Origin of the sequence: Staphylothermus marinus F1 (assembly GCF_000015945.1) — an archaeon.
In the GTDB taxonomy this organism is placed as follows: domain Archaea; phylum Thermoproteota; class Thermoprotei_A; order Sulfolobales; family Desulfurococcaceae; genus Staphylothermus; species Staphylothermus marinus.
Map to the genome: position 1 here is coordinate 810,500 of NC_009033.1, position 26,851 is coordinate 837,350.

38 protein-coding genes, 1 tRNA gene and 1 pseudogene are annotated in these 26,851 nt (G+C 36.6%); 38 read left to right on the forward strand and 2 right to left on the reverse strand.

The annotated features are described in order from the left end of the window. The first annotated feature begins 8 nt into the window (after positions 1 to 8). The 16 genes from rpsJ to rpl7ae all read left to right on the forward strand — a co-directional run bounded on the left by rpsJ (position 9) and on the right by rpl7ae (position 10,045). Positions 9 to 320: a 30S ribosomal protein S10 gene (rpsJ, locus tag SMAR_RS04175; RefSeq protein WP_011839103.1), complete on the forward strand. Its 312-nt coding sequence runs from the start codon at positions 9 to 11 to the stop codon at positions 318 to 320. Positions 321 to 462: 142 nt separating this feature from the next. Beyond that, positions 463 to 551 (forward strand) — tRNA-Ser (locus SMAR_RS04180). A 284-nt stretch (positions 552 to 835) separates the two neighbouring features. Continuing rightward, positions 836 to 1,291, forward strand: a complete 456-nt coding sequence (locus SMAR_RS04185) for a 30S ribosomal protein S13 (RefSeq protein WP_011839104.1) — start codon at positions 836 to 838, stop codon at positions 1,289 to 1,291. A 13-nt stretch (positions 1,292 to 1,304) separates the two neighbouring features. After that, the gene (locus SMAR_RS04190) at positions 1,305 to 1,811 is read left to right on the forward strand and encodes a 30S ribosomal protein S4 (protein ID WP_011839105.1); all 507 of its coding nucleotides are present in this window, start codon (positions 1,305 to 1,307) and stop codon (positions 1,809 to 1,811) included. 29 nt (positions 1,812 to 1,840) lie between these two features. Beyond that, complete coding sequence (locus SMAR_RS04195; protein ID WP_011839106.1) at positions 1,841 to 2,242, forward strand: 30S ribosomal protein S11; 402 nt, start codon at positions 1,841 to 1,843, stop codon at positions 2,240 to 2,242. 30 nt (positions 2,243 to 2,272) lie between these two features. Further along, positions 2,273 to 3,115 (forward strand): DNA-directed RNA polymerase subunit D, encoded by an 843-nt coding sequence (locus SMAR_RS04200; RefSeq protein WP_011839107.1) that lies wholly within the window; start codon positions 2,273 to 2,275, stop codon positions 3,113 to 3,115. Further along, positions 3,112 to 3,474, forward strand: a complete 363-nt coding sequence (locus SMAR_RS04205) for a 50S ribosomal protein L18e (protein WP_011839108.1) — start codon at positions 3,112 to 3,114, stop codon at positions 3,472 to 3,474. Before SMAR_RS04200 ends, SMAR_RS04205 begins: the two co-directional genes overlap by 4 nt. Before the next feature lie 5 nt (positions 3,475 to 3,479). Then, positions 3,480 to 3,932, forward strand: a complete 453-nt coding sequence (locus SMAR_RS04210; protein WP_011839109.1) for a 50S ribosomal protein L13 — start codon at positions 3,480 to 3,482, stop codon at positions 3,930 to 3,932. Further along, positions 3,929 to 4,342: a 30S ribosomal protein S9 gene (locus tag SMAR_RS04215; RefSeq protein ID WP_011839110.1), complete on the forward strand. Its 414-nt coding sequence runs from the start codon at positions 3,929 to 3,931 to the stop codon at positions 4,340 to 4,342. The genes SMAR_RS04210 and SMAR_RS04215 overlap by 4 nt, the downstream gene beginning before the upstream one ends. 21 nt (positions 4,343 to 4,363) lie before the next feature. Continuing rightward, entirely contained in the window at positions 4,364 to 4,564 is a 201-nt protein-coding gene (locus SMAR_RS04220) for a DNA-directed RNA polymerase subunit N (protein ID WP_011839111.1), read from the forward strand. A 22-nt stretch (positions 4,565 to 4,586) separates the two neighbouring features. Beyond that, on the forward strand, positions 4,587 to 5,249 hold the full coding sequence (gene rpsB, locus SMAR_RS04225) for a 30S ribosomal protein S2 (protein ID WP_011839112.1): 663 nt from the start codon (positions 4,587 to 4,589) through the stop codon (positions 5,247 to 5,249). Between the two features lie 8 nt (positions 5,250 to 5,257). Then, the gene (gene amrB, locus SMAR_RS04230) at positions 5,258 to 6,127 is read left to right on the forward strand and encodes an AmmeMemoRadiSam system protein B (RefSeq protein ID WP_011839113.1); all 870 of its coding nucleotides are present in this window, start codon (positions 5,258 to 5,260) and stop codon (positions 6,125 to 6,127) included. Positions 6,128 to 6,216: 89 nt separating this feature from the next. Then, the gene (gene fni / locus SMAR_RS04235; protein WP_011839114.1) at positions 6,217 to 7,341 is read left to right on the forward strand and encodes a type 2 isopentenyl-diphosphate Delta-isomerase; all 1,125 of its coding nucleotides are present in this window, start codon (positions 6,217 to 6,219) and stop codon (positions 7,339 to 7,341) included. Positions 7,342 to 7,343: 2 nt separating this feature from the next. Further along, entirely contained in the window at positions 7,344 to 7,862 is a 519-nt protein-coding gene (locus SMAR_RS04240) for a DUF2118 family protein (protein WP_011839115.1), read from the forward strand. Then, positions 7,825 to 9,582 carry a glutamate--tRNA ligase gene (locus tag SMAR_RS04245; protein WP_052833827.1) on the forward strand — a complete coding sequence of 586 codons (1,758 nt, stop codon included), beginning with the start codon at positions 7,825 to 7,827 and terminating at the stop codon, positions 9,580 to 9,582. Before SMAR_RS04240 ends, SMAR_RS04245 begins: the two co-directional genes overlap by 38 nt. A 76-nt stretch (positions 9,583 to 9,658) precedes the next feature. Continuing rightward, positions 9,659 to 10,045 (forward strand): 50S ribosomal protein L7Ae, encoded by a 387-nt coding sequence (rpl7ae, locus tag SMAR_RS04250; RefSeq protein WP_011839117.1) that lies wholly within the window; start codon positions 9,659 to 9,661, stop codon positions 10,043 to 10,045. Positions 10,046 to 10,190: 145 nt separating this feature from the next. Here rpl7ae and SMAR_RS04255 read toward each other — a convergent pair whose 3' ends face one another. Continuing rightward, positions 10,191 to 10,460 carry a 30S ribosomal protein S28e gene (locus SMAR_RS04255; RefSeq protein WP_011839118.1) on the reverse strand — a complete coding sequence of 90 codons (270 nt, stop codon included), beginning with the start codon at positions 10,458 to 10,460 and terminating at the stop codon, positions 10,191 to 10,193. 186 nt (positions 10,461 to 10,646) lie between these two features. On the opposite strand from SMAR_RS04255, the gene SMAR_RS04260 reads away from it, so the two are divergent. Further along, positions 10,647 to 10,835 (forward strand): 50S ribosomal protein L24e, encoded by a 189-nt coding sequence (locus SMAR_RS04260; RefSeq protein ID WP_011839119.1) that lies wholly within the window; start codon positions 10,647 to 10,649, stop codon positions 10,833 to 10,835. Between the two features lie 21 nt (positions 10,836 to 10,856). After that, positions 10,857 to 11,282 (forward strand): nucleoside-diphosphate kinase, encoded by a 426-nt coding sequence (gene ndk, locus SMAR_RS04265; protein WP_011839120.1) that lies wholly within the window; start codon positions 10,857 to 10,859, stop codon positions 11,280 to 11,282. Between the two features lie 10 nt (positions 11,283 to 11,292). On the opposite strand, the gene infB is transcribed toward ndk, so the two are convergent. Then, positions 11,293 to 13,113 (reverse strand): translation initiation factor IF-2, encoded by a 1,821-nt coding sequence (gene infB / locus SMAR_RS04270; RefSeq protein WP_011839121.1) that lies wholly within the window; start codon positions 13,111 to 13,113, stop codon positions 11,293 to 11,295. 302 nt (positions 13,114 to 13,415) lie between these two features. Here infB and SMAR_RS04275 point away from each other — a divergent pair, with 302 nt between their 5' ends. From SMAR_RS04275 to glmU, 20 genes and pseudogenes are all read left to right on the forward strand, one after another. Next, complete coding sequence (locus tag SMAR_RS04275; protein WP_011839122.1) at positions 13,416 to 14,066, forward strand: 30S ribosomal protein S6e; 651 nt, start codon at positions 13,416 to 13,418, stop codon at positions 14,064 to 14,066. 83 nt (positions 14,067 to 14,149) lie between these two features. Further along, entirely contained in the window at positions 14,150 to 15,403 is a 1,254-nt protein-coding gene (locus SMAR_RS04280; protein ID WP_011839123.1) for a translation initiation factor IF-2 subunit gamma, read from the forward strand. A 19-nt stretch (positions 15,404 to 15,422) separates the two neighbouring features. Beyond that, positions 15,423 to 15,833: a type II toxin-antitoxin system VapC family toxin gene (locus SMAR_RS04285; RefSeq protein WP_011839124.1), complete on the forward strand. Its 411-nt coding sequence runs from the start codon at positions 15,423 to 15,425 to the stop codon at positions 15,831 to 15,833. Between the two features lie 113 nt (positions 15,834 to 15,946). Then, positions 15,947 to 16,504 (forward strand): DNA-directed RNA polymerase, encoded by a 558-nt coding sequence (locus SMAR_RS04290; RefSeq protein WP_011839125.1) that lies wholly within the window; start codon positions 15,947 to 15,949, stop codon positions 16,502 to 16,504. 5 nt (positions 16,505 to 16,509) lie between these two features. Then, positions 16,510 to 16,716: a transcription elongation factor subunit Spt4 gene (gene spt4, locus SMAR_RS04295; protein WP_011839126.1), complete on the forward strand. Its 207-nt coding sequence runs from the start codon at positions 16,510 to 16,512 to the stop codon at positions 16,714 to 16,716. A 9-nt stretch (positions 16,717 to 16,725) separates the two neighbouring features. Continuing rightward, on the forward strand, positions 16,726 to 17,208 hold the full coding sequence (locus tag SMAR_RS04300) for a DUF359 domain-containing protein (protein WP_011839127.1): 483 nt from the start codon (positions 16,726 to 16,728) through the stop codon (positions 17,206 to 17,208). Positions 17,209 to 17,254: 46 nt separating this feature from the next. Further along, positions 17,255 to 17,611: a 30S ribosomal protein S24e gene (locus tag SMAR_RS04305; protein WP_011839128.1), complete on the forward strand. Its 357-nt coding sequence runs from the start codon at positions 17,255 to 17,257 to the stop codon at positions 17,609 to 17,611. 5 nt (positions 17,612 to 17,616) lie between these two features. Further along, positions 17,617 to 17,781, forward strand: coding sequence for a 30S ribosomal protein S27ae (locus tag SMAR_RS04310; protein ID WP_011839129.1), 165 nt, complete (start codon positions 17,617 to 17,619; stop codon positions 17,779 to 17,781). A 75-nt stretch (positions 17,782 to 17,856) separates the two neighbouring features. Continuing rightward, a complete protein-coding gene (kae1, locus tag SMAR_RS04315) occupies positions 17,857 to 18,891 on the forward strand; it encodes a KEOPS complex N(6)-L-threonylcarbamoyladenine synthase Kae1 (RefSeq protein ID WP_244372313.1) in 1,035 nt (344 codons plus the stop codon). Continuing rightward, positions 18,876 to 19,556, forward strand: coding sequence for a Kae1-associated kinase Bud32 (locus SMAR_RS04320; protein WP_011839131.1), 681 nt, complete (start codon positions 18,876 to 18,878; stop codon positions 19,554 to 19,556). The genes kae1 and SMAR_RS04320 overlap by 16 nt, the downstream gene beginning before the upstream one ends. After that, entirely contained in the window at positions 19,549 to 20,130 is a 582-nt protein-coding gene (locus SMAR_RS04325; protein WP_011839132.1) for an XTP/dITP diphosphatase, read from the forward strand. Before SMAR_RS04320 ends, SMAR_RS04325 begins: the two co-directional genes overlap by 8 nt. Before the next feature lie 67 nt (positions 20,131 to 20,197). Beyond that, a complete protein-coding gene (locus tag SMAR_RS04330; RefSeq protein ID WP_011839133.1) occupies positions 20,198 to 20,662 on the forward strand; it encodes a 30S ribosomal protein S15 in 465 nt (154 codons plus the stop codon). 76 nt (positions 20,663 to 20,738) lie between these two features. Then, entirely contained in the window at positions 20,739 to 21,908 is a 1,170-nt protein-coding gene (locus tag SMAR_RS04335; RefSeq protein ID WP_011839134.1) for a hypothetical protein, read from the forward strand. Beyond that, the gene (locus SMAR_RS04340; RefSeq protein WP_011839135.1) at positions 21,886 to 22,152 is read left to right on the forward strand and encodes a KEOPS complex subunit Pcc1; all 267 of its coding nucleotides are present in this window, start codon (positions 21,886 to 21,888) and stop codon (positions 22,150 to 22,152) included. The genes SMAR_RS04335 and SMAR_RS04340 overlap by 23 nt, the downstream gene beginning before the upstream one ends. Before the next feature lie 59 nt (positions 22,153 to 22,211). After that, positions 22,212 to 22,850 carry a 30S ribosomal protein S3ae gene (locus tag SMAR_RS04345; RefSeq protein WP_011839136.1) on the forward strand — a complete coding sequence of 213 codons (639 nt, stop codon included), beginning with the start codon at positions 22,212 to 22,214 and terminating at the stop codon, positions 22,848 to 22,850. Positions 22,851 to 23,179: 329 nt separating this feature from the next. Further along, positions 23,180 to 23,545, forward strand: coding sequence for a THUMP domain-containing protein (locus SMAR_RS04350; protein ID WP_244372504.1), 366 nt, complete (start codon positions 23,180 to 23,182; stop codon positions 23,543 to 23,545). Next, a pseudogene (locus SMAR_RS04355) lies at positions 23,515 to 23,758 on the forward strand (recombinase family protein); the annotation flags it as partial. The gene SMAR_RS04350 and the pseudogene SMAR_RS04355, both read left to right, overlap by 31 nt. Further along, complete coding sequence (locus SMAR_RS04360) at positions 23,748 to 24,989, forward strand: RNA-guided endonuclease TnpB family protein (protein ID WP_280097289.1); 1,242 nt, start codon at positions 23,748 to 23,750, stop codon at positions 24,987 to 24,989. The pseudogene SMAR_RS04355 and the gene SMAR_RS04360, both read left to right, overlap by 11 nt. A 67-nt stretch (positions 24,990 to 25,056) precedes the next feature. Next, positions 25,057 to 25,569 (forward strand): SPOUT family RNA methylase, encoded by a 513-nt coding sequence (locus tag SMAR_RS04365; RefSeq protein WP_052833829.1) that lies wholly within the window; start codon positions 25,057 to 25,059, stop codon positions 25,567 to 25,569. Then, entirely contained in the window at positions 25,541 to 26,818 is a 1,278-nt protein-coding gene (gene glmU, locus SMAR_RS04370; RefSeq protein WP_052833830.1) for a bifunctional sugar-1-phosphate nucleotidylyltransferase/acetyltransferase, read from the forward strand. Before SMAR_RS04365 ends, glmU begins: the two co-directional genes overlap by 29 nt. Positions 26,819 to 26,851: the final 33 nt, after the last annotated feature.

Here is a 26,851-nt window from a genome sequence, read left to right on the forward strand (position 1 = left end):
AGAAAGAAATGTCGACGCCGAGAATGGTTAAGATAAAGATATGGAGCAATAACATCAACATACTAAACGAGTTCATGAACAAAATAACAGATATAGTTAAACGTACCGGAGTAAAAATGTCTGGACCAATTCCATTGCCGACGAAGAGACTCGTTGTGAGAACACTTAAACTACCACATGGTGAAGGAAAGAAGAAATGGGAGAAATGGGAAATGAGAATACATAAGAGACTATTATATATTGCAGCTGATGAAAGAGTAATGAAACAACTTATCCGTGTCAGAGTACCGCCAGAAATATGGATGGAAATAGAAATTTAAGCACGTTATTTTATCCATAAAAATAATCGTTTACTCGGATTTTATAAAGGAAATTGTTCATTTAAAAGCTTACTACATAAACTAATCTTGTTAACCCAGAGAAACATTTTATCCCTCCATAAGCGAAATAAATAATTAGAATGCCGGGGTGCCCGAGCGGACTAAGGGGCTGGCCTGGAGAGCCAGTGCCCCATACGGGGCGCGCGGGTTCGAATCCCGCCCCCGGCGCCACTTCTTTATATAGTTTTTAACAGCATACATAGTATGGATGATGAAGCGCTTTAGGAACACGATCCAGTTTTAGGAGATGAAATTTTTCGCCCCTCCTGACACAACAACTTATTAAAGCCTAATCAGATCCTCAATAAAAAGTATAAAACCCTGTCTTAAGGGGGAGAAGCACATATAAAAACTAGTTTATCGAGGATTAGACGGTAAGCTTATAATAGGAGTTTATTTATGGTATTGGTTAGGATATTTGCTTAGAAAAGTTATGCATGGGTGAAGCTGGGGTTTTGAGCAGTGCTAGGAATTATAGATATATAGTGCGTATAGCGGGAACCGATATCGATGGTAGCTTGAAGACTGTATATGGTTTAGCAGAAATTAAGGGTGTAGGTGTTAACTTAGCCTATGGTATTTGTCGAAGACTTGGTATTGATCCTGAAATGCGTATTGGTTATTTAACAGATGAAGAAATAAAGAGAATAGAGGACTTATTAAGTAATCCATCAGCTTATGATATACCTTCATGGATGCTTAATAGGAGAAAAGACTATGTTACAGGTAAAGATATGCATCTAATAGGTGCTGAACTAATATTCTATGTTAAACAAGATATTGAGAGAGAAAAGAAGATTAAGAGTTGGCGCGGTATACGTCATGCTCTCGGCTTAAAAGTTCGCGGACAGCGTACACGTACAACTGGTCGCTTAGGATTAACTGTAGGTGTTAGAAAGAAGAGGAGATAAAGAGGTGTGAAACATGGGTGATCCGAAGAAGCCTAGAAAGAAATGGGAAGGACCACGACATCCATGGCGAAAAGAAGTATTAGTTCAAGAACTTAAGCTTCTGGGAACATATGGTTTAAGAAATAAGAGAGAATTATGGAGAGCACAAACAATTGTTAGGAAGTTCCGTCACCAAGCACGATCACTTCTAGCTGCTCCACAAGAAATACGTGAACAAGCAGAAAAAGCTCTACTTAATAGACTTTATCGTCTAGGATTACTACATGAAAACGCATCACTAGAAGATGTTTTAGGATTAACTGTTGAAGACTTATTGGAGAGGAGATTACAAACCATAGTTTATAAGAAAGGATTAGCGAGAACAATATATCATGCAAGACAATTAATTATCCACGGACACATAGCTATTGCCGGCCGTAGAATTACTTCGCCAGGATACATTGTTTCTCGAGAAGAAGAAGACCTAGTGGATTACGCACCTACAAGTCCGTTTAAAAAGAGCATTGAAGAAAAAGCCTAGATCTAAATATTAGTTGAGAGGTGAGCGGAATGGCTTTCATGGGTAGAGAACTTAAGTGGGGCGTAGCACATATTTATAGTAGCTTAAACAACACTATAATACACATAACAGATCTAACGGGAGCTGAAACCGTAAGCAGATGGAGCGGTGGAATGGTTGTAAAGGCTGATCGAGAAAAACCAAGCCCATATGCAGCAATGATTGCTGCTAGTCGTGCGGCTGCGGAAGCAATGGATAAGGGAATAACAGCTTTACATATTAAAGTAAGAGCGCCTGGAGGTCATGGACCGAAGACTCCGGGACCGGGAGCACAAGCTGCTATACGTGCACTCGCAAGAGCAGGATTCATTATTGGAAGGATCGAAGATGTAACACCAATACCGCATGACACTACACGTAGACCAGGCGGTAGGAGAGGTAGGAGAGTCTAAACCTATATTTTAACATGGGTGAATCATGTCTTGGAAATAAATGTTTTAGAAAAAACACCTCTACGTCTAAGGCTTTATATAAAAGATATTCCTTTACATGTTTTAAACTCTATTCGTAGAGCCATAATAGCAGAAGTACCAACAATGGCTATTGATTCCGTAGTATTCACAATGAATAGCAGTGTATTCTATGATGAATATATTGCTCATAGACTAGGACTTATACCGTTAACAAGTGAAGCAGCACTAGACAAATATAAGTCACCAGAAGAATGCAGAGAAGCAGGAGACAGAGGATTATTCACCGAAGATTGCTTTGTAAAACTTGATCTTGAAGGGAAAGGTGAGGAAGGTAAACTTGTAACTCTACACAGCGGAGATCTAAAGACTTCGGATCCTGATGTTAAACCTGTTTATGATAACATTCCTATTATAGTTCTAGGAAAGAACCAAGAAATAAGGCTGGAAGCATATGCTAGACTTGGCAGGGGAAAAGAACACGCCAAATGGAGCCCTGTATCTGTTGCAGCACACAAGTATATTGCTGATATTTATATAGATGAAAAGAAGTGTTTAGGTGAAAATTGTAAGAAATGTATAGAGGTTTGTCCAAGAAATATTCTAAGCTTTGAAAACGGAAAAATAATTGTAAACACTAATAAGATTTTTGATTGTTCATTATGCAGAATTTGTGAAGAATACTGTCCGACTGATGCGATAAGAGTTGGCTGGAGAGAGAACGAATATATTTTAACAATCGAATCTACAGGTTCATTACCTCCTAAAAGAATCCTTATTGAAGCCGTAAAAATACTTGAAAATAAAATAGATGATTTCATAGAAAACCTTAGAAGTGAGGGGATAATTAAATGAAAAAGACAGGACCTACAAACATTGTATTAAGGAAAACTATTAGAGAGCTCAAAAAATTATCCAAACAATATAAAACAGCTATTTGGAAAGCAGTCGCTGAAGAACTTGAAAAACCTAGGAGGCAGAGGAGAGCTGTGAATATAAGCAGGATAAACAGGCATACTAGCAGTGGAGATGTTGTCGTAGTTCCAGGAAAAGTGCTGGGTTCAGGAAACATTGATCACCCGGTAACAGTCGCTGCAGTTTCATTTACAAAAACAGCTATTGAAAAAATAGAGATTGCCGGTGGGAAAGCTATACATATACTTGATCTAGCCCGTGAAAACCCGCGTGGAAGCAATGTGAAAATTATTGGGTGATATATATGAGTGAACCTAAAACAATATATGTTGATGCAACAAATCAGATCCTGGGAAGACTAGCCAGTATCATAGCTAAAAAACTACTCAACGGATACAGAGTGATCGTGGTAAATGCTGAAAAAGCAGTTGTAAGCGGTGAAAGAGTAAGGGTTATCCAAGGATATAAACTTATTGAGAAAGTCACCACACACTATAATCCCTATAAAACAGGGGTTAGAAGACCTAAATCACCCCACAATATATTGAAGAGAACAGTTCGTGGAATGCTACCCATGGATAAACCTAAAGGTAGAAATGCGTATAAAAGACTTAGAGTATATAATGGAGTACCGCCGGAGCTTGGAAAAGTAGAATTTATACGTTTCAAAGAAGCAGATGCTAATAGACTCGGGAGAGAATATATTACCCTAGCAGATATAGCTAAAGAACTCGGCTGGAAAGGTGTTAGGATATGAGTGTGAAGGGAAAGATAGTTATTGCAACAGGTAAAAGGAAGACAAGCATTGCGAGAGCAGTTATTAAGCCAGGCGAAGGAAGAGTGTGGATAAACGGTGTACCATTAGAGATATGGCCAATAGAGCTTGCCCGACTAAAAATGTATGAACCCCTAGTCATAGCTGGAGATCTATGGAAACGAGTAGATATATACGTAAATGTTAGAGGCGGTGGTGTAATGAGTCAAGCAGATGCTGTTAGAATGGCTATTGCTAGAGGATTACTAGAATATGCTGACAACAATCCTGAACTAAGAAAGATCTTCACCGAATACGATAGATACATGCTAAGCGGAGACCCGAGAAGAACAGAGCCTGAGAAATGGGGCAGATATAGTGCTAGGAGGAGATGGCAGAAAAGCTATAGGTAAAAACGAGGTGTTTTTATAAAAATGATGTTTCCAGTTAGATGTTTCACATGTGGTGCACCCATAGGTCATTTATGGGAAGAATTTAAGAAAAGAGTTGAAGCAGGAGAAGACCCGGGTAAAGTTCTAGATGATTTAGGTGTTAAAAGATATTGTTGTCGAAGAATGTTTCTCTCACATATTGAAATATCTTATGAAATCTTAAACTTCCCCAAAGTATCATGACTTAGTTAAGAGGTGAATTAATATGGCTCAAGAACAACCAAAAAATAATGAAAAATCCGCGGAGAAAACCCAGACAAAACCAGTCATAGAATTATTGATCCCACTAGAAAAATATTTGGCGGCAGGAGTTCATATAGGAACACATATATGTACAAAGTTCATGGAGCCGTTTGTTTACCGTGTTAGAAATGATGGACTCTACATTTTAGATGTTAGAAAAATCGATGAAAGAATAAGAATAGCAGCAAAGTTCCTATCAAGATATGAGCCATCAAAAATTGCTGCTGTGTCGGTTAGAACATATGGGCAAAAACCTGTTGTTAAGTTCTGCAACTATGTAGGATGCAAACCTTTCACAGGTAGATTTATGCCTGGAACCTTTACAAATCCAAGCCTTAAATGGTATTTTGAACCAGACATAGTATTATTAACAGATCCACGTGCTGACTCCCAAGCATTGAAGGAAGCAGCAGAAATAGGTATACCTATTGTTTCACTAGCTGATACAGATAATAGAACAGAGTATATAGACCTAATTATTCCAGCAAACAATAAGGGTCGAAAAAGCTTAGCACTAATATATTGGTTATTAGCAAGACAAATACTTAGGGAGAGAGGATTATTACCGCCAGACGGCGACTTGCCCGAGCCTCCCTCAGAATTCGAAGTAAAGTTTAAGAGGTGAAAAAATATTTGGAGCAAAAATCACATGTAAGACTTCCCGTTGTAGCTGGATATTTTTATCCAAGCGAACCAGAAAAACTACGTGAATTAATCGAGCATTCCTTTAAGCACCCGCTTGGTCCCGGAGAATTACCTCAAGTATCAAGCACCCGTCGCAAAGACGCTTTAGGATACGTAGCTCCGCATGCAGGTTATATTTATAGCGGGCCTATAGCTGCTCATGTCTACTATAACTTGGCTCTTGATGGTAAACCTGAAACCATAATTATTATTGGGACAAATCATACAGGTTTAGGCTCGCTTGTATCAGTGTATCCTGCAGGAAAATGGATTACTCCTCTAGGAGAACTAGAAGTTGATGCTGAACTAGCTAGAGATATAGTTAGCAACAGTGATCTCGCCGAACTCGATACATATGCACATGTCGAAGAGCATTCAGTAGAGGTTCAATTACCATTTATACAGTATTTGTTCGGCAATAATGTTAAAATAGTACCAATAGTTCTAGGCTTACACACACCTGATGTAGCCAGGGATCTCTCTAAAGCAATATATGAATCCTTACAGACCATGGGAAGAGACACTATAATAATTGCTAGTAGCGACTTTAACCATTATGACCCGCACGATATAACGGTTGCTAAAGACAAGAAAGCACTAGATCGCATACTTGCACTTGACACAGACGGTTTGTATAAGGTTATACTAGAGGAACCTGTAACCATATGTGGTCCTGGAGGAATAATGACACTGATCGAACTAGTAAAACTATATGGTAAAGGAGAAGCTAAATTATTAAAGTATGCAACCAGCGGGGATGTTTCAGGAGATAAATCAGCTGTTGTAGGATATGCTGCAATAAGGTTTTTAATCAAATAATATATGTGCAATACATTATTATCGTAGTAAGAAGTATTGTTTTTAAAGAAATACAATATTTGTTCTTAACCAATCGTACGGTGCCTTAAATGGATGAGAATATAGGTGAAAGAAAACTAGAACACATAGATATTATTTTAAAAGAAAACATTGACTTCCCTGATCATTGCTCGAAAATATATGATTCCATAATGCTTATTCACCAAGCTTTTCCAAAAATAAATCTGGAAGAAGTGGATCTTAGGATAGATTTTCTAGGCTATACTATTAATGCACCACTCATGATAACGGGAATGACGGGAGGACATAGAAACGTTACTAAGATAAATGAGAAACTAGCTAGATTAGCACAAGAACTAGGTATAGCTATAGGTGTTGGAAGTCAGAGACCAATGATAATATATAGAGACAATAGTGATGTACTAGAAACCTATAAAATAGTTAGGAAAACCGCACAAGATGTGCCAGTCATTGGTAATATCGGTATTAATACTATTAATGACCTAAGCATAAATGATATTGAGTTTCTAATCAAATCCATTGAGGCAGATGCGTTAGCAATCCATTTAAACCCAGCACAAGAAGTTATACAGCCGGAAGGAGATACAAGATTTAGTGATAATGTTATTGTTAAGGTCGAAGAAATACTTGATAGTATTGATGTTCCAGTAATCATAAAGGAAGTGGGTAACGGTATCTCTATGGAAACAGCATCATTATTCAGATCCATTGGTATAAGGTACTTTGACATATCAGGTTCATGTGGTACGAACTGGATATTAGTTGAGAAATACCGGTCTAGAACACCAGAGTATAAGAAAAGAATTGCGGATATTCTCAATAAATGGGGAATACCCACACCACTAGCAATTATAGAGACTAGAAATGCTGCCCCCGACTCATTCATTATTGCTAGTGGAGGAGTATGGGATGGTTTAAAAGCAGTAAAATCACTAGTTCTCGGAGCAGACATGGTTGGATTAGCGAAACCAATTATTTATCTCTTAATAAAACAAGGCTATGATGAAGCATACAAGTTCTTATTTACATATATCGAGACGATTAGAACTGTGCTCTTCCTAATAGGAGCTAAGAATCCAAGTGAAACCCGTGATAAACCAGTCGTATTGCTTGAGCCTATACTAAGCTATCTTAAACAGAGAAAAATAGATTTAGAAAACTATATACAATTTATTCGAAAAGGTGGTTTATAATAATGGAGAAATATAGATATCCTGAAGTCTTCGTTGAAGGAGTGGAGAGCGATAAATATGTTCTAGAAATAAATGAACATTATATCTTGGTGCTTACAAAAGAAGATCTAGAGAAGTATGTAAATTATAAGCGTGTATTCGGACACATAATTTATGAACATATAATAAATTATATTGACCTAGTTAAACCAGCTACTAAAAAAGCTTTCATAGTAATCCCTGAGTATAGTGGAGAAAAAGAAATGAATGGTTTTCTAATAGATGAAAATAAAAAGCTCTGCCTCATAGAGGTTAAAGGTATCCAACCATATGTCTTTCCTAGGGAAGGAGATGAAATCGAAGAAAGAGATAAAGTTGCATACATAATTACTGGTAAAGGTGAGGTAAGAACAATTCGTTCACCATGTAAGGGTGTAGTCTTACTCGTAATTAATTTCCCCTGGGAGAAACCTGAAAAATACGTTTTAGCGGTAGTGAATAAAAATGACATTAGAGAAATCACTATTAGAAAAAGTCCGTGAAGCAGCATATAAATATGCATTGTTAAACGCATATAAACACAGTGGAAAAGCAGAATTAAAACCTGTAATATCTAAAATTATAGCTGAAATACCAGAGATACGAAGACATGTCCGAGAAGTAATTGATATCGTCCGTGAAACAATAAACGAGGTAAACCAGTTACCAATAGAAAAACAAAAAGAAATTATTGAAAAGAATTGGCCAGAACTACTCGAAGAAAAACCCAGGACAGAAGAAAAGTCTTTACCGCCCCTACCTAATGCTGCAAAGGGAAGAGTTGTAACAAGATTCGCTCCTAATCCAGACTATACTATCCATTTGGGAAATGCTAGGCCCGCACTTCTCAGTTATTGGTATGCTGAAATGTACGAGGGAAAAATGATTCTAAGATTCGAAGACACCGATCCTAGAACAAAAGCGCCTTTCCCAGAAGCATATGATAGGATAAGAAATGATCTTAAATGGCTAGGTATTAAATGGAACGAAGAATATATTCAAAGTCTACGTTTACCAATACTCTATAATGCTTTACGAGAATTAATAAAGCATGGAGGAGCTTATGTCGATAAATGCAGTCCGAAAGAATTCAAGAAACTACGTGACTCTGGAAAACCATGTCCTCACAGAGAATTACCTCCGGAAAAACACCTAGAAGAACTGGACAGGATCTTTGAAGGTTACTATTCTGAGGGAGAAGCTGTCGTTAGAGTTAAAACAGATCTATCACATCCTGATCCAAGCGTTAGGGATTGGGTTGCTGCAAGAATAATTGATACTTCTAAAACACCGCATCCTATTGTTGGAGATAAATATATCTTGTGGCCCACATATAATCTAGCTGCTGCAATAGATGATCACTTAATGGGTGTTACACATATACTTAGAGCTAAAGAACATGTTTCAAATACTATTAAACAAAAATTCCTATATGATCATATGGGTTGGAAATATCCGGAAACAATACATTTTGGTAGATTAAGTCTTGAAGGAGTTATTTTGAGTAAGTCTAGAATGAGGAAAATGATCGTAGAATATAATATGGAGCCATATGATGATCCAAGATTCGGGACGTTATCTGGTTTGCGGAGAAGGGGAATTGTAAGAGAAACTCTTTGGAGAATAATAAAGGATGTAGGAATAAATGTAATTGATGCAAGAATCAGCTATGTAAACTTAGCTGCGATTAATAGATCAATCATAGATCCTCAGGCAAAAAGATATATGGCTATCGAAGAAGCATTACCTCTGAAACTTATAGGTTTTAATAATAGTATTGAAGCCCACGTATTACGTCATCCCTCAACTCGTGAAACATATAATTATATAATAAAACCAGGAGACATAGTGTACATATCACAGAAGGATTTTAATATCATACAAAATAAAATGTTTAGATTAATGGGTATAGGAAACTTTGCATTAACACGACCAGTATTCTCTAAGAACTATATAGGTTTTGAAGCAAGGCTAATAAGTTTATCAGCTAAGGAAGCAAAACAGTATCGCGCACCAATAATTCAATGGGTTAAACTTGAACAATCAATAAGAGTTAAGCTAATAATACCGAAAGAAACAAACCTTGAAACAAGAATACTCCTCGCAGAAAAAGCATTAACTAACGAAGAACTTGGAAACATAGTACAATTCTATAGAATAGGGTTCGCAAGAATAGATTCCAAAGAACCAGAGGAGATCAAATGTATTTTTGCACATGAATAACAAAAACCTTATAATACCATTTACTATTATTTGGTTTTAAATCAGACGACCGAAGAGTTGGGAGGAGGATGAAGTTATGTCTAAACCATTCTATGTAAAATTCGAAGTACCTCCAGAACTAGCTGAGAAAGTATATGAAGCAGTTAAAAAGGCTAGAGAGACAGGTGGTAAGATAAAGAAGGGAACAAATGAGACAACAAAAGCTGTTGAAAGAGGAATAGCAAAACTAGTGATAATTGCTGAAGACGTTGATCCACCAGAAATAGTTGCTCATCTACCTCTACTCTGCGACGAAAAGAAAATACCATATGTTTATGTCCCAAGCAAAAAGAGGCTAGGTGAAGCAGCGGGTATAGAGGTAGCTGCAGCTAGCGCTGCAATCATAGACCCAGGCGGTGCTAAAGACTTAGTAGAAGAAATTATCAAGCAGGTACAAGAACTAAGAGCAAAGGCAGGAGCCTAATCTCTATTAGGTTATAGATCAAGCTGCATAGGAATAAATAATATAGTTCTTCAATAATTTTTTGTAATACTTATCCCTGTTTTCTCATGGAGAATATTTTCTTAATAATTCTGATCAGGATAATTTATTAGTTGAGGAAAAACTTTTATCTTCTACCGCTTAGTTTCCTAGCTTCTCTCTCTGTTTCTCTAAGTATTAAGATATCTCCTAATCTGACGGGGCCTTTAACATTTCTAGTAATTATTCTTCCTTTATCTCTTCCCTCTAATACTCTTACGCGAACCTGTATTATTTCCCCAGTTACACCTGTTCTACCAATTATTTGAATTACCTCTGCTGGAAAACCTATTTCTTCGATTACGTTTATCTCGGGTTGTTCAGCTACAATCTTTTTCTCTGTTTCCTCACCGCTCAAAATCAATACACCTTATATGGCTAGTTGATTTTTATGTTCCGCTCCAAACAATTAACTATTCAAATTTGGTGTAGGAGATACGTTTTTATAAGGTTTACGATAAAACTTAAAATACTCTACAATTGTATTTTCCCGATAGTGAAATACTGTAGACAATAAATGCTTATTGGAGTGGTGGAGGAAACAATGCCTCGCATGGTGAGATGTAGTTTCTGTGGACGTGAAATAGAGCCTGGAACAGGAATAATGTATGTAAAAAATGATGGCTCTATACTATGGTTTTGTAGTCGTAAATGTTACAAGAACTATCTATTGCTAAGAAGAGATCCCAGAAAACTGAAATGGACACTTAAATATGGTTCACAAACCAAATAATCAGTGATTGAGTGATCAAGGTTGAATACCGAGAGAACTCTTGTTCTAATCAAACCAGATGGCGTTAGGAGAGGATTGATTGGAGAAATTATATCCAGATTTGAAAGGAAAGGTTTAAAGATTAAAGCATTAAAAATGCTTCGGCTTACAAGAGAAAAAGCTGAAGAATTCTATAGTGTTCATAGAGGAAAACCATTCTTCGTATCTCTAATAGAGTTCATGACTTCGGGGCCTATCATCGCCATGATTCTCGAAGGTGATATGGCTATTAGTGTTGTTAGGAGGATGATCGGACCAACAGATGGTAGAGAAGCTCCTCCTGGAACAATTCGAGGCGACTATTCATTATCTAAATCTCAAAATGTTGTTCATGCAAGTGATAGTCCTGAAAGTGCTATGAGAGAGATAAGAGTTATTTTCAAAGATGATGAAATAATTGATTGGTAAATAATTATATTCAGCTACCAAAAACTAAGCCGTAGAACGGATCTTGTTTCTTCTTGATCTCAATTATTTCTTTAAGAACCATTTTCTCATCATCGCTTAATTCATTTTTGTACTTTGTAAGCCATAAGTGTACATGTTGTTTAGGTATATCAGTATATAGTATATCTCCTTCATCAACGTGTCTTCCAACAAGTATTCTACCACGAATACTTATAGCAACAGATTGACCCGCACGTGCTTCTTTTAATACATTATCTCTATCACGTATTTGCATAATCGTGCCCAGTCTCATACCGTCTTTTCTCATTAATGGATACCCCGGCTTAATAACTCCGCCAATAACTTCTACTCCAACAATTGCTGGATTACTTCTTCTGAAAATGTAGCCTGGCAATATACGTATTTTACCTGGCCTAATAAGAGATTCTAGCTCCTTAATTTTTTCTTGTTCGCGAAGCTGTTTAACCCATCCAATATAGTCTTCTATAAGTTTATAGATAACATTGTGTCTAAAGATCTTAACGTTTTCTCTAGCAGCATACTCTTCAGCTTCAGGGAGTATTTTAACATTAAAAGCTATTATGACTCCGTATTCTGGTCTATGATTCTTTGAAACAGAAGCTTCTAAAACATCATTTTTAGAAACAGGGCCGACATCTGCTAGTCTAACTGGTATATTTTCTCTCTTTAAAGCTTCGACAACTGCTTCTAGCGTTCCTAGGGTGTCAGCTTTTACTACAACACCTATGTTATCCGTCTTTATTCTAACGGATTCTATTTCTTCTTTTACGATCTTAATATATTCCTCTATCTTATCCTCCGAGGGAACAACGAATATTGGTGAGCCAGCAAGCGCGTTATCCAGATCTGGGGCTGAAATCTTTACGCCTGTAGCAGCAACTACTTGTTCGACACTAACAAATTTTCCTTCATGTGCTCTCATATCTTGTAGTGGTCTAGGCATTAATAATGCTCTTACCTTTGTAACTATTGGTTTATCTTTGCCTCCAACAACAATAGTGTCTCCCCTACGTATTACGCCGTCATATATGATTACATCTATTGTTGTTCCAAGACCGGGTTCTTCTTTAACTTCTAAAACAACACCCTTAGCGGGTTCTTCGCTTGTAACTAGTCTTTTCTTCATAAATCTCTGGACAAGACCAGTTAGTAGAGCTAGTAGTTCTGGAACGCCTTCGCCTGTTTTAGCTGATACAGGCACTATTGCCACCGTTGTTCTAAAATCTTTTACTCTATCAAATCTTTCAGCCATAAATCCTGCTTCGTAGAGTTGTGAAATAAGCCTATATATTAGTTCTTCAAGCCTGCTAACAATGCGTGGGTCTTGTTTTCTTATAGTTTCTAAGAATGGTTGATCATGGTTGGGCTTCCAACCTGGAATTCTATCTATTTTATTAGCTGCTACTATAAAGGGTACTTTTCTTTCTTTCAGTATCTGTATACTTTCCCATGTTTGTGGCTGAAATCCCTCCATTATATCTACTACTAGTATTGCTATATCAGCTACACTACCCCCTCTTCTCCTAAGATTACTGAATAATTCGTGACCCGGAGTGTCGACAAATAATAATCCGGGAATTTCTATTTTAAGCTTTGGAAAATATTTTTTCAAAGGCTCCGCGACTTTTCTGAGAACAGATGCTGGAACAATACTTGCTCCAACATGCTGGGTTATTTCGCCTGGTTCTTTCTTAGCAACAGCTGTTCCCCTGATCTTATCTAATAGAGTCGTCTTACCATGATCAACATGTCCTAGTACAACAACTATTGGTTGCCTAATCCATGATTTTCCGGATTTAACACTGCTCATATCGTTGCTCACCTTTTTCTCCCTAAATGCTTATTTTCTTCATTTGTGTTTATGGATTAGTTGCTTATTGAAATTACCGCATATACCATGATAAATGGTTTTTCAAACAATACATTATTAATTTCTCTTAATCAGCAATATTCGAAAACTATAGAAACCTTTAAAACAATGGTTAATAAATAATTGTGGGGTGTTATACAGGGGTAGAAACAGTATTTAATGCTTAAAACTATAGCTCTAAAAGGTTTAACCCCCTGTATAACACAGTATCCACCGGGAAACTGGTGGTGGGGTGTATATAGATGGCTGATTTCAAAATCGTAATATCCGATCCCCAGGCTCCAAAAGAAGAAACTGTTGTAAAAGTTAAAGTAGTAGGAGATCCAGAAATAAAGTTTGATGAGAATGTGAAGGAAGGATTCGAACTACCAATATTGAAGATGAATAGTAAAACAGCTGAGAAAATAAAAGCAGTTCATGGAGTAGCAACTATAAGAATGTATAAGCCTGGCACTAAAGACAAAGTTAAAATTACTGGAAAAATTATTGTGGATGATAATATTCCAGAAAATGAAGTTAGAGTGAATGCTGAACAACTAGTCAATGCTACTGGTACGAACGAGCTGGAAGGAGAACTCTTCAGAGCTAGAGCATGGCAGATTAGAATAAATGATGATAGAACAAAACTGCTTATAGGATTAAAAATTGGAGACGAATTTGACGGCTCAATTGTAGGGCTTAAAAACGTTAAGTTAAAGATAAGGGGTGGAAGCGATAATAGCGGTTTTCCTATGAGACCAGATGTGATGGGTGGCGTGAAGAAGAGAGTGTTATTATCTGGTCCTCCAGGCTTCCATCCGAGAGAGAAGGGAGAACGTAGAAGAAAAATGATTCGAGGAAATACTATCACTGAAGATATTGTCCAGATCAATACAGTAATTAAATATGTTTAAGAATAATATTGTTTATTAAAGAACATTGTTTTTGTTTTCCAATATTTTCCCTAGCATTATTGATTTGGAGGTGTATATGTATATTGCCTTGGAAGATGAAACAGCCTGAAGTAAACATTGGTGTTGTAGGACATGTTGATCATGGTAAGACAACGCTTGTACAGGCATTAACAGGCATATGGACAGCCAAGCATAGTGAAGAATTGAAAAGAGGAATGACCATCCGTTTAGGATACGCCGATGGAAACATAGCATACTGTGAAAACCTAGAACCCCCCGAAGCATATACTACTGAACAAATATGCCCTGATGGTTCAGAATCGAAACTTCTGAGAAGAGTCAGCTATGTTGATGCGCCGGGACATGAAGCTTTGATGGCAACTATGCTTAGTGGAGCAGCATTAATGGATGGAGCATTACTTGTAATAGCAGCTAATGAGCCTTGTCCACAGCCCCAGACACTAGAGCACTTCGTAGCCCTTGACATCATTGGTGTTAGGAACCTAGTAATTGTTCAGAACAAGATAGATGTAGTATCTAAGGAAAGAGCATTGGAAAACTATAGGGAAATAAAAAAGTTTGTAAAGGGGACATGGGCTGAAAATGCACCAATAATCCCGGTTAGTGCACTACACAAAGCCAACATAGATGCTCTACTACAAGCGATGCAAGAGGAAATACCAACTCCTAAAAGAGACTTGTCTAAACCTCCATTAATGTATGTAGCTAGAAGCTTTGATGTGAACAAGCCAGGGACAAGGCCTGAGGATTTAAAGGGAGGGGTTATTGGAGGTTCGTTGATGCAGGGTGTTCTACGAGTAGGTGATGAAATTGAGATTAGGCCTGGAATCAGAGTACCTATAGGGGGAGGTAAGGGTAGATACAGATATGAACCAATTATCAGCGAAGTGGTTAGTTTAAAATTCGGTAATTTAAGTGTAGAAGAAGCTAAGCCCGGAGGATTATTAGCTATAGGTACAAAGCTTGATCCATCCCTTACAAAATCAGATGCATTAATCGGTAACATAGTTGGAAAACCAGGCCATCTACCACCTGTAACAACCCATATTAAGGCTCGTTATAAGCTCCTACAAAGAGTTGTTGGAATGAAGGAAATGATCCAGACTAAACCAATTAGCAGAGGAGAAGTAGTTGTTATAACAGCAGGTACAGCTATTCGTGTAGGAATAGTTCGTAATGTAACAAGCGATACTATAGAGATAAATCTTAGAGACCCCATTGTCGCGTGGGAGGGCTCTAGAATAGCTATCAGTAGAAGAGTTCTTGGAAGATGGAGACTAGCTGGATGGGGTATTGTAGAAGAAGTATCAAGCTAAGAACGAGGGCATAAATATTTTGCCTAAGAAGCCTTTAATTTTACTAGATACAAATATGTTACTATTAATTGCCGATGGAATCAATGTTTTTGAACAAATAGAAGAAAAAATCTTGGCAAAACCAGAATACATTGTTTTAAAACCAGTCATTGAAGAACTAGAAAAAATAATGAACAAGGGAAACCCATCTCTTCGTAGAAAAGCAAGATTCGCACTAGAAATCGCTAAGAAATTCTGTAAAATAGTAGATATTAGAACAATGCCGGGAGAAAAAGTAGATGATCTACTTATCAGGTATGCTATGCAAAACAATGCCGCAGTAGCAACCAATGATAGAGAACTGAGAAAAAAGCTGCGAGAAAAAGGTATTCCAGAGATCTATCTTAGAGAAGAAGGTATGATTATAGAGGTTGAAGGCTTAGAAATATAAATTAACAGTTATTTCATAATAGCTAAGAATATTAGGTGGAAACATTATTTATCTATGAATCAGCGAATATTGTTTTATGTAAGATGCTTATATAGTGTTAACGGTGCTAGAAAATGGTTTATAGACTGTATAGAATAAGAGACGTTGTAAGAATTCCTCCGGAAAAATTCAATAAACCATTAGAGGAAGCAGCATGGGAAGAGTTGAGACAATCATATGAAGGAATGATCACTAAAAACCTAGGCATTATTGTTACTGTTCTAGATGTAAAGGTTGATCCACAGGGTAAAGTAATACCGGGGGATGGAGCAACGTATCATAAAGCAGAATTCACTGTTCTAGCATTCTACCCATTCATTAAAGAAGTTGTAGAGGGAAGAATAAATACTGTCCTAGCACATGGAGCTTTCGTTGATCTAGGTGCATCAGATGGATTCATATATATTAATCAAATAAGTGATGAGAAAATAGATTATGATCCAACAAGACCGGCACTAATACTTAGAGAATCTAGGAGAATGCTTGAAAGAGGAGATGCTGTTAGAGCTAGAGTATATAATGTAGCCCCACTACCAGGTAAGGGATTAAGAGTACAATTAACTATGAGACAACCATTTCTCGGAAAAATAGAATGGATTAAGAAAGAAATTGAGAAACAAAAGAGGAGTTGATAAAAATGCCTGTGAGAGGGAAGCCTTTCAAAGCATGTAGGAGATGTAAAGCATTAGTTGATAAAAACGCTACTGAATGCCCATATTGTGGCTCGAGAGATTTAACGGAAGATTGGGATGGAATAATCATCATAATAGATCCGGAGAGTTCTGAAATAGCTAAAATACTAGGGTTCACAAAGCCCGGTAGATATGCTATAAAGGTAACCTAATGATCAACGATGAAGAGCAAATTCATAGTTCCTGTTTTAAAGCCGGAGTCTTATCTAAGAAAAATCCTCAGCACTCCTCAAGGCATATTATATATTGGGAAATACCCTATAAAAGACCTCGAAGCCCACATCTTAGTTGGAGATATTGTTTCTAATACGTTAAGAGGAAACATAAAAATAATAGATTATAAGACACGTAGGCACATAAATATTAAACCTATAATTAATGAGCCGCTTACAAACCTTGTTAATCCCAGGGGAACTATGAGCTTAATGTCTAGAACTATTGCTAAAGCAAAAAACTATAGAACAATAATTGTTAAAGGAGAAGAGGACCTAGTCACACTAGCTTATGCACTAGAAAATGAAGAAACAAGTATAGCTTATGGACAACCAGATATAGGTGTAGTAATTATAAAAAGCAATCGTCTCAAAGCTTTAAGAATACTTAAAACATTTAAACCAGATATAGTTGTCTATAATAAGGTCTAGAAATAAAAGTATTCGAGAAAAACAATGTTGAGGAGCGTGCATAGCTTTGGGTAAAACAGTTAAGATCGGAGAATTTACGGGAGAAATAGTTGTTGACAAGTATAATCCCCTAGTTAAAAGGAGAGAAGTAGTTATTAGAATAGCTCATATAGGAAAAAGTACTCCTTCAAGAGGGCTTATCAGGCATGAAACCGCTAAAATATATGGTGTGGAAGTCGAGAAAGTCTATGTTCGAGAAATTAATACAGAATATGGATTAGGAGTTTCAAACGCTACGATACATATATATGATAGTGTCGAGAGAGCAAAGCAATTCGAGCCCCCATATGTTATTAAGAGAAACGAATATGCTTCTCAATCTTATCAGTTAGAACAAATGATGAAAGAACAAGGGATGGGGTGAGCTAAATGGCACATGTTCACAAACTCTATATATTCGACTATAAAACCGGGACAATAAAGCCTAAAAACAAGAAATGCCCTAAATGCGGTAGCTTTATGGCGTTCCATAAGAAGCCTGTGCCTAGATGGCATTGTGGCAAATGTGGATACGTAGAATATGTACATGAATAAATAGTATACATTGTTTCAACTAAGAAATAGAATTGTTAACATGTTTTTAACATGAAACCAGCTAGTGTGGAATACATGGAGAACATAATAGTTTTGGGAATAGAGTCTACGAGCCACACCTTTGGAGTAGGAATAGTAAAGTATGTTTCCTCCATTAATGAGACACGTATCCTAGCGAATACATATGATAAATATATCCCGGAAAAAGGCGGTATACATCCTAGAGAAGCGGCTCTACATCATGCAAGGGTGGCAGCTAAGGTATTAAGCGATGCTCTTCAAAAAGCTAATATAAGTATGAGAGATGTCTCGGCGATAGCTGTAGCATTAGGGCCTGGTCTAGGCCCATGTTTGAGGGTTGGAGCATCACTTGCTAGATTTCTATCGTCTTATTATAATATACCATTGATACCTGTAAATCATGCTGTAGCACATATTGAAATAGGCAAGTTCTTATTTGGTTTTAAAGATCCATTAATAATATATGTTTCCGGCGGCAATACATTAATCGCTATTCAGAGGAAAAAACGATACCGTATCCTGGGAGAAACACTCGATATACCCATAGGAAATTTACTAGATACTTTTGCGAGAGAAATAGGTTTAGCGCCTCCATATATTGTTAATGGAAAACACCAAGTAGATATATGTGCTGAATGGGGAAGCGAGTTTATATCGTTACCCTACACAGTCAAGGGAAGTGATCTAAGTTTTTCAGGATTATTAACAGCAGCTCTAAGCCTAGCTGAGAAATACATAGATAACAAGAAAAAACTTGGCAATGTATGTTTAAGTCTTAGAGAAACAGCTTTCAACATGTTGGTAGAGGTTGCTGAGAGATCACTTGTATTAGCTGGTAAGAAAGAAGTACTTCTAGTAGGAGGCGTTGCTTCTAATAAGGTTTTAAGAAAAAAACTAGAGTTAATGGCTTCTCTACATGGAGCAAAATATGCTGGAACACCACCAGAGTATTCTGGAGATAATGGAGCTATGATAGCGTATACGGGTCTGCTAGGATACTTACACAATGTAATAGTAGAGCCAAGAAAAGCCTTTGTTAGACAACGATGGCGCTTAGACGAGGTTGAATTGCCTTGGATACAGGATTAAAAACACTGGATAAGGGAGCAGAAGCATTATTGTTTCTTGGAAACTATTTTGGTAAAAAAGTTATTGTAAAATATAGGGTTAGTAAACCATATAGGCATCCCCGATTCGACGAAGTATTTAGGTATTCTAGAACAAAAACTGAAGCAAAAATACTTTCACAACTATATCTTCGAGGACTAAATGTTCCAGCTCCTTTAATGGTTGATCTAAACAATTATGTAATAGTAATGCAATATATTGAAGGAGTTAAGCTCATCAACATAATTGATACATTAGAAGACGAGAAAATAGCTAAATATGCATATGATCTAGGCTTTCAAGCAGGTATAATGCATTCACTCAATATTTACCATGGAGATCTAACACTTGCCAACATAGTCATTACTAGTGATGAAAAAGTATACATTATAGATTTCGGATTAGCTGGGTCCAGCAGAGATATAGAAGAGTATGCCATAGATATACACTTACTAAGAAGGAGTTTACAAGCAATAGTCCCTGATAAAACAAGCTATTTTATGAAATATTTTAGAAAAGGATACATTAAGGGTTATGGGGAAGGAGCAAAGGAAGTATTTGGGAGGGTTGAAGAAATAAGGTTGAGAGGTAGATATGTTGAAGAAAGATTGAGAAAGAAGTATTTGAGGGAAACATATATTGAATAAACAATTAGAGCCAATATATTTCATTACTGGAAATAAACATAAACTACTCGAAGTTAAACCTATCGCTGAAAAATACGGCTTTATACTAGTTCAATCAAACTATCCTAAACAAGAAATACAAGATTCTAACATCTTAAATATAGCAAGACATGCTGCTCTAAATGCTTATATGAATCTTAAAAAACCCGTTTTAGTGGAAGATGCAGGATTGTTTATTGATGCTTTAAAAGGATTTCCAGGTCCTTATAGTAGCTATGTATTTAAGACTATCGGTATAACCGGTATACTTAAGCTTATGGAAAACATTGTTGATAGAAAAGCGTGTTTTAAATCCGCTGTTGTCTTAATATATGAACCGTTCATGATCTCCGTATTGGAGAAAACATGTGGTATAATTACTCGGAACCCGCGTGGCGAACAAGGCTTTGGATTCGATCCAATATTTATACCTAAAGGATCAAGCAGAACATTCGCAGAAATGAGTATAGATGAGAAAAACAAGTATTCTCATAGAGCTAAAGCAGTAGAGAAAGCATTTTCAACCCTTAAACAATATTTTGAAAAACGGAATTAGGTTTAAAAACAGGTTATAATAATTCCTTAGTTAGTATATGGTGTAAGAGAATAGGAGGGACATATAGATGAACAAGAAAAGGGACAAAGGACAATCACACTCTACAAGACCTGCTCGAGCAGGGCCTCCGCGCTGGCTAAAACTTGATATGAGCCCCAGCGATATAGAGTTATTAGTAGTTGAGTTGGCTAAGAAAGGATATACTCCTTCAATGATAGGAATTATCCTAAGAGATCAATATGGTGTTCCACTAGTTAAACAAGTTACAGGTAAAAAACTTGTTCAAATACTTGAGAAACACGGAATAAAACTGCCTGTTCCAGAAGACTTATTGTTCCTGATGAGGAAAGCAGTTAATTTAAGAAGGCACCTCGAAGAACATCCTAAGGATTTTCATGCAAAGAAGGGATTGCTTGACTTAGAATCTAAGATCCATAGGTTAGTCAAGTATTATAAGAGAATAGGTAGGCTACCGCCTGATTGGAAATATACACCAGAGCAAGCAAAACTGATTGTATCAGCTTATCTCTAGCGATCACTATAATAAATCTTTTACACGATAATAATTAATAGTTTCAACATTCTTATCCTATTATTGGGTTCCGGGTTTGAGTAATACATTAAATGATATTCTAAAAAGAATAAACGAATATGGCTATGTGCGGATAGTTCCAAGAATAGATCTAGATTCACTAGTAGCTTCTAGTATACTGTTTGAAAACCTAAATGAACATAGAATTAAAACAAGCATAAACTATGATCCCAAAGCAATACTTGACCAAAAAGACGAACCCACAATATTGATTAACTTGCCTAAAACTAGGGAGCAAACTGACATGTTTACAATAAACTTTAATATGAGAGAAAGCGTTTCAGCATATGTTTCATACTATCTTGACAAAATATATGGTGTATCAATATATGATAAAATATTGTCTATAGCAACAGGTATTTACCAAAGCTTAGATACTGTTGAAGGATTTAAAGGGATTGAGTCAGAAATTTTGAAAGAACTGACTAGTAAGGAAATCATAGAATATGAACCTGGATTCAGGTTTTGGGGTAGGTTAAAGTTTGATCTAGTAAATTCAATCTATAGAACATTAATACCATTTATTCCAGGATTAACGGGGGAACCAGAAAAAATCAATGAATTGTTAAGCCATATTATTGGTGGAAGAACAGAGATAGTTAAACATATTCATATAGAACAAAATAAGGATCTAGCTGCTAAATTCCTTGAACACTTATTAAATAATTTAAGTGTGATTATAGGTGTTTCTAATGCTAAAAAAATCGTTAGAAAAATACTTGGGAACGTCTATATTGCAAAAATCAATAATAGAATTATCGAGTTAAACGAAGTTGTAGGATTACTTAATATATATTTATCTCTTAAGAAAAACAATCCTAGATACTTATCAATTATAAGTGTTGATCCAAACATTTTATTTGAAATAACAACTCTAAGTGATAACGTTATAGATGAATTAATTATTGATATATCGATTGCGCTAAATCAATTCATTAAAACAAAACAGAATATTTTCGAAATTGAAGAAAGCCTTGAGAGACCTGAGATATTTATTGAGATATTAAAATCTATGGATATGCTCCCCGAAAATAAGCCCATCATAATCTATTATGATGGTGAACACTATACAAGCCTAAGCGAGCTTTTCCGGATAGGTAACGAAGATGCTGAGACACTATATGCATATTGCGATGAAAACCAGTTATGCATGGTGGATCGTGATGGCAATATTATCAAGGCTTAAAATAATTATGGAGGATGAAAAACTGGCAAAGGCTATCTATGAAATGCTTCATCCAGATAATTTAACAGCACCTGAATATATGTCTTTAAAAGAGAAAATATCGAGAAATAATGAAGAATACATTTATGAAGCTGAGATCACAGTGCCAAATGATCCTAAAAGATTTGATTCACTCAGAGGAACACTAGATGAAATTCTTTCAATCACTGAAATGATAAATAATGTTTTGATAATGCTTAAATAACCCTATAACAAATCTTAAATGGACTTAGATAAGGAATCTAATACTAGAGGTATAGCTTTATGCCAGCGAGAAGAAAATATGCTGTCCGAGATAAATGGAAGCTTAAGAAATGGTATGAGGTCATAGCACCTCCAGTATTTGGAAACATAGTTATTGGCACAACACCAGCTGATGATCCATTAAAACTCATAGGAAGAGTTATGGAGACAACTCTTTATGATATTACTGGTGATATTACACAGGTCCATGTAAGATTGTATTTCCAAATAATAGATGTTAAGGAAAATAAAGCTATAACCAGATTCAAAGGCCATGAGTTATCCAGAGATTACATAAAGAGTTTAATAAGGAGGAAAAGCAGTAAAATCCAGGGAATATTTAATGTAGTAACAAAAGATGGTTACCATTTAAGACTAACTATTATAGCTTTAACGAGTTATAGATGTAAAACAAGCCAGAAAAGAGCGATTAGGAAAATAATGGAGGAATATGTTAAGGAGAGAGTTCCGCAACTAACACTTGATGAATTAATACATGAAATGGTATTTGGTAAAATGAGTGCCGTTATAGCGGAACGTGCTAGAAAGATTTATCCTATTAGAAAAGTTGAAGTATACAAATCGAAATTGTTAATGATACCTACACCAGAAGGACCAAAACCAGCAGTAGTTATATCACCGCTTCAGTTGGGAAGGTAATTAATTAAATATGAAGCAAAATAAAAATGCTTAATTCGTTTTAATTAATTATTTGTTTAATCTAAGATATACTGGGACAAGTTTCTATTGATCTATTTAATATACTTGCCTAATATATTCGACATATTTGTATATCTATGCTTAGATAAGTCATAGTTAATAATGGATTCTTGGCGATATCAGATTATAGGAAACGGTGATAGTTTTTGATTAACCATGATGCGTTGATGCAATATAACATACTTATTAAAACAAGTCTCGGATTCGAAAAAATTGTAGCAACAAGGATACAGGAATTAGATCCTGAAGCGAAGGTTTTACCCGAACCAATGAATTTTAAGGGATTAGTACTTGTCAAAAATGGTAGATTTTCAAGAGACGAACTAGTTGAGCAAATAGCTAGGAACGTTGTTGAAGCAGAAAAGATTATACCAATAGATAAAGCTACAATTGCTGATCCAAATGTGATCTGTGAAGAAATAAGAGATGTTGTAACTGAGAAAATTGATGAGAAAAAATCTTTTGCAGTAAAAACAACTAGAAGGGGAAAACACGGATTTACAAGTATTGATGTAAATGTAATAGTCGGTGATTGTATTAGAAAATACACTGGAGCATCAGTTAATCTCCGTTACCCAGATATTATAGTATATGTTGAAATAAAAAGGTCATCGTCGCTTATCCAGATAGGTTGACGAGGTTGGGGTTTAAGACGTTGGAGGAGTTTTTCAAGAGCTATGGAACCGAGATAGTAGTAATAAATGAGAAGGAGAAGACAGCGCAGGAAGAGCTTGTGGAGGATTTAATCACGATAATTTCTCACTTCGCTGGAAAACTGTATGGAATCAAGGAGTCATAAGTACAGAAAGGTGGTTGAAGGTGCAAAGAAGCTCATACGTGATCCTTAGCTACAGGGTTAAGCATAACTACGATGTAAGTGAGTTTCTGAATAGCTACAGGTGTCTTTTGCAGAGAGCAATAGACACTATTTGGGAGGGTATTGAGTGGAGGAGAAAAGGTAAAAGGCTGATCCCAATAATCCCCAAATCCAGAAAGTTTAAACGAGAATTAAGAAACTACTTGCTCCAAAACTGGAACTACGCTTCCCACTACGTGGACTCCGCAATCAAAACAGCTTACTCCATTCTGAACTCGTGGAGAAGAAACTATCTCAAAGGGAGGAGAGGTAGGAATAAACCAGTTATAAGAAGAAAGTTCGCTAGAGTTAAAGAAACCCTTTACACGTTTAGAGACTGGAGAATAAGAGTAACTGTAAAGCCATACAAGCTCAGCCTCGATTTTGATCTATCAAGAGCATGGTTCAGGAAGAGAGTCAAAGGCTGTGATCTTGGAGAATTGATTCTAAAGGAGAATGAACTGATCGTAACTTTCAAGAAGGTAGTTAGAGAGAAACCTAAGAAGAAGATTGCATGGGACATGAACTTACTCAGCATGGACGGGTTCTGCGATAGAGGTTGGGTTAGAGTTGATCTAAAACCTCTCTACACGTTACATATAACCTATGAGAACCTGAGGAGGAAGATTCAGAGACTGGTGAAGAGAAAGTCGAAGACGGCAAGAAAGCTTATGGAGAAATATTCCAGAAGACATAGAAATAGGGTTAGAGATTCCCTGCACAAGTTGACGACAGGAATTGCAAGAGAATTCAAGGATTACGAACATGGATTCGAAGATTTGGAGAAGTATGGGATGTTCAGCAAGAGGAAAACTCACAACAGAGTAATCTCAAGACAGAACTGGAAGCAAATAATATCTTTAATGAGCTACAAAGCAAGCGTTAAGCTACTTAATCCCCGGAACTCAACAAAAACCTGTCCCAGATGTGGTGGAAGAATGAAGCACCGAAAGGGACAGGTTTTGACGTGTGGTAAGTGTGGTCTGAAAATAAACAGACAGCTTAATGCTTCAATAAATCTATATCTAAGGATGTGGGGTTTTCCTCCCTCTCCAAGCACCTTCTACCGTGTGGTGATTAGGAGGATGATCCCTCGGTTGAAGGTGTGGATGAGGAGAGGGAGTGGGGTTACCCTGAAAGGGTGCGAGACCGATGATATACCCCTGATGAACCCCGAGGAGGCTGAGGTTGATGTACACCAAGGGTTTGGTAGACCTTCATAGGCATTAGTAGCCTTTGGTCTACCAAACCTGAACCCCTTACCTAGGACCATTAGACTCCGTAATAGTTATGGGGAAAAGAATTGGGAGGGAGATACAGAATTTTGAAGTAAGAGAACTAGTGATAGCTCCCGTTGGAATAGTTGAAGCCTATCCATTAGCTCTATTCATCGAGAGTGTGGTTGAAGGTATAGAGTCTAGATATAGAGTGCAGAGTAAAGCTTATCATCGAAGAGTTCATAAAGTCCCAGTATATTTAATGGATTTGCATCAACTTGTTAGGGATAGAAGTAATGAGGTGATAATTGTTTTTGAGCCTGAGGGGAAATATATTGGTGATGTTGAAGAAGAATTGGCAGAGCTTGTTATTAAATCTAAGAAGCGTGTAAACTTGTTGTTTGGCTCCAGAACAGGTATACCTGTTGGAATATATAGATATGCTGATTTAGTGGTGGATATTGCGCCCGGTATTACATTATCTACGGATTATGCTGCAGCAGCGGGCTTAATAGCTTTGGCAACAACAATATATAGTAAGTATAGGTTGATGAATGATGAAGGCAATAATTCTAGCAGCAGGTAAAGGGTTAAGGCTTAGACCAATCACTGAGACTAGACCTAAGCCTCTCATACCTGTTCTATGTAAACCGCTTCTTCAATGGCAACTAGAAGCATTAGCGGGGATTAATGAAGTAGATGAGGTTGTAATAGTTGTTAGTTATTTAAAAGAACAAGTTGAACAGTTTGTTGGAAAATTGAATATGCCGTTTAAAATAACCCTTCTTGACCAGGGAGAAGAGCTTGGTACAGGAGATGCTATACTAAAAGCGATTAGAAAAAGAGGTATTGATGGGAAAATATTGATTATTTATGGTGATATTTTTCTTAAAGACTGGAATGAGTTGAAACAACTGGTTTTAACAAGAAAAGATTTCATAGTGGGTGTTGAAGTTGATAATCCTAGTGATTATGGAGTAATAGTTGTTGATGAATATAATTCGTTCAAGGGAATAATCGAGAAACCAGCTATTCCCCCATCTAACTTGATCAATGCTGGACTATATTTCTTGGATGCTAGAGATATACTTAAACATAGCGATATAGAATTGAGTCCTAGAGGGGAACTTGAATTCACAGACATACTTTCATCAATGGCTAGAAACGGTGTTGAGATAAAGGTTTATCAACTATCTAAAGGAAAATGGATCGACATAGGTAAGCCTTGGCATTTACTAGATGCGAACAAGATGGCATTAGAGAATATATCAACTAAAATAATTGGTTCAATAGAGCCGGGAGCCCATGTGCATGGTAGGGTATTTGTTGGAGAAGGTACAATTGTTAAGTCAGGAACATATATTGAAGGACCTGTTTATATAGGTAAAAACACTGTTATAGGTCCAAACGCGTATATAAGACCATACAGCGTAATATGCGATGGATCAAAAATAGGTTTCTCCGTAGAAGTTAAATCAAGTCTCATAATGGAAAAGGTACATATTAGTCATCTAAGCTATGTTGGAGATAGTATAATTTGTGAAAACGTAAACTTTGGTGCTGGCACGATTACAGCTAATTTAAGATTTGATGATAAACCTGTTAAGATGAATATTAAGGGGAGAAGGGAATCTAGTGGTAGAAGAAAGCTTGGAGCAATTGTAGGTGCATATGTAAAGACAGGTATAAACGTCTCATTAATGCCCGGCGTAAAAATAGGTTCTTATTCATGGATTGCTCCCGGCGCAATTGTATACAAGGATATACCCCCTAGAAGCTTCTATAGATGGATGGGGATAGGGTATATAGAGAACCTTAAAGAAAATGAAAAATGAGGAATAAACGAGTAGCAAAAATAATTATTTGGT

What these genes read in the sequence shown, in the direction of transcription:
- SMAR_RS04330 (WP_011839133.1), top strand. Translation starts at nt 20,198, where the DNA reads ATGAACAAGAAAAGGGACAAAGGACAATCACACTCTACAAGACCTGCT.
- SMAR_RS04215 (WP_011839110.1), top strand. Translation starts at nt 3,929, where the DNA reads ATGAGTGTGAAGGGAAAGATAGTTATTGCAACAGGTAAAAGGAAGACA.
- fni (WP_011839114.1), top strand. Translation starts at nt 6,217, where the DNA reads ATGGATGAGAATATAGGTGAAAGAAAACTAGAACACATAGATATTATT.
- rpsB (WP_011839112.1), top strand. Translation starts at nt 4,587, where the DNA reads ATGGCTCAAGAACAACCAAAAAATAATGAAAAATCCGCGGAGAAAACC.
- SMAR_RS04260 (WP_011839119.1), top strand. Translation starts at nt 10,647, where the DNA reads ATGCCTCGCATGGTGAGATGTAGTTTCTGTGGACGTGAAATAGAGCCT.
- SMAR_RS04205 (WP_011839108.1), top strand. Translation starts at nt 3,112, where the DNA reads ATGAAAAAGACAGGACCTACAAACATTGTATTAAGGAAAACTATTAGA.
- SMAR_RS04290 (WP_011839125.1), top strand. Translation starts at nt 15,947, where the DNA reads ATGGTTTATAGACTGTATAGAATAAGAGACGTTGTAAGAATTCCTCCG.
- SMAR_RS04220 (WP_011839111.1), top strand. Translation starts at nt 4,364, where the DNA reads ATGATGTTTCCAGTTAGATGTTTCACATGTGGTGCACCCATAGGTCAT.
- SMAR_RS04245 (WP_052833827.1), top strand. Translation starts at nt 7,825, where the DNA reads ATGACATTAGAGAAATCACTATTAGAAAAAGTCCGTGAAGCAGCATAT.
- SMAR_RS04210 (WP_011839109.1), top strand. Translation starts at nt 3,480, where the DNA reads ATGAGTGAACCTAAAACAATATATGTTGATGCAACAAATCAGATCCTG.
- SMAR_RS04275 (WP_011839122.1), top strand. Translation starts at nt 13,416, where the DNA reads ATGGCTGATTTCAAAATCGTAATATCCGATCCCCAGGCTCCAAAAGAA.
- rpsJ (WP_011839103.1), top strand. Translation starts at nt 9, where the DNA reads ATGTCGACGCCGAGAATGGTTAAGATAAAGATATGGAGCAATAACATC.
- SMAR_RS04350 (WP_244372504.1), top strand. Translation starts at nt 23,180, where the DNA reads ATGAATTTTAAGGGATTAGTACTTGTCAAAAATGGTAGATTTTCAAGA.
- infB (WP_011839121.1), bottom strand. Translation starts at nt 13,113, where the DNA reads ATGAGCAGTGTTAAATCCGGAAAATCATGGATTAGGCAACCAATAGTT.
- glmU (WP_052833830.1), top strand. Translation starts at nt 25,541, where the DNA reads ATGAAGGCAATAATTCTAGCAGCAGGTAAAGGGTTAAGGCTTAGACCA.
- kae1 (WP_244372313.1), top strand. Translation starts at nt 17,857, where the DNA reads ATGGAGAACATAATAGTTTTGGGAATAGAGTCTACGAGCCACACCTTT.
- spt4 (WP_011839126.1), top strand. Translation starts at nt 16,510, where the DNA reads ATGCCTGTGAGAGGGAAGCCTTTCAAAGCATGTAGGAGATGTAAAGCA.
- SMAR_RS04195 (WP_011839106.1), top strand. Translation starts at nt 1,841, where the DNA reads ATGGCTTTCATGGGTAGAGAACTTAAGTGGGGCGTAGCACATATTTAT.
- SMAR_RS04310 (WP_011839129.1), top strand. Translation starts at nt 17,617, where the DNA reads ATGGCACATGTTCACAAACTCTATATATTCGACTATAAAACCGGGACA.
- SMAR_RS04300 (WP_011839127.1), top strand. Translation starts at nt 16,726, where the DNA reads ATGAAGAGCAAATTCATAGTTCCTGTTTTAAAGCCGGAGTCTTATCTA.
- rpl7ae (WP_011839117.1), top strand. Translation starts at nt 9,659, where the DNA reads ATGTCTAAACCATTCTATGTAAAATTCGAAGTACCTCCAGAACTAGCT.
- SMAR_RS04345 (WP_011839136.1), top strand. Translation starts at nt 22,212, where the DNA reads ATGCCAGCGAGAAGAAAATATGCTGTCCGAGATAAATGGAAGCTTAAG.
- SMAR_RS04190 (WP_011839105.1), top strand. Translation starts at nt 1,305, where the DNA reads ATGGGTGATCCGAAGAAGCCTAGAAAGAAATGGGAAGGACCACGACAT.
- SMAR_RS04365 (WP_052833829.1), top strand. Translation starts at nt 25,057, where the DNA reads ATGGGGAAAAGAATTGGGAGGGAGATACAGAATTTTGAAGTAAGAGAA.
- SMAR_RS04340 (WP_011839135.1), top strand. Translation starts at nt 21,886, where the DNA reads ATGGCAATATTATCAAGGCTTAAAATAATTATGGAGGATGAAAAACTG.
- SMAR_RS04240 (WP_011839115.1), top strand. Translation starts at nt 7,344, where the DNA reads ATGGAGAAATATAGATATCCTGAAGTCTTCGTTGAAGGAGTGGAGAGC.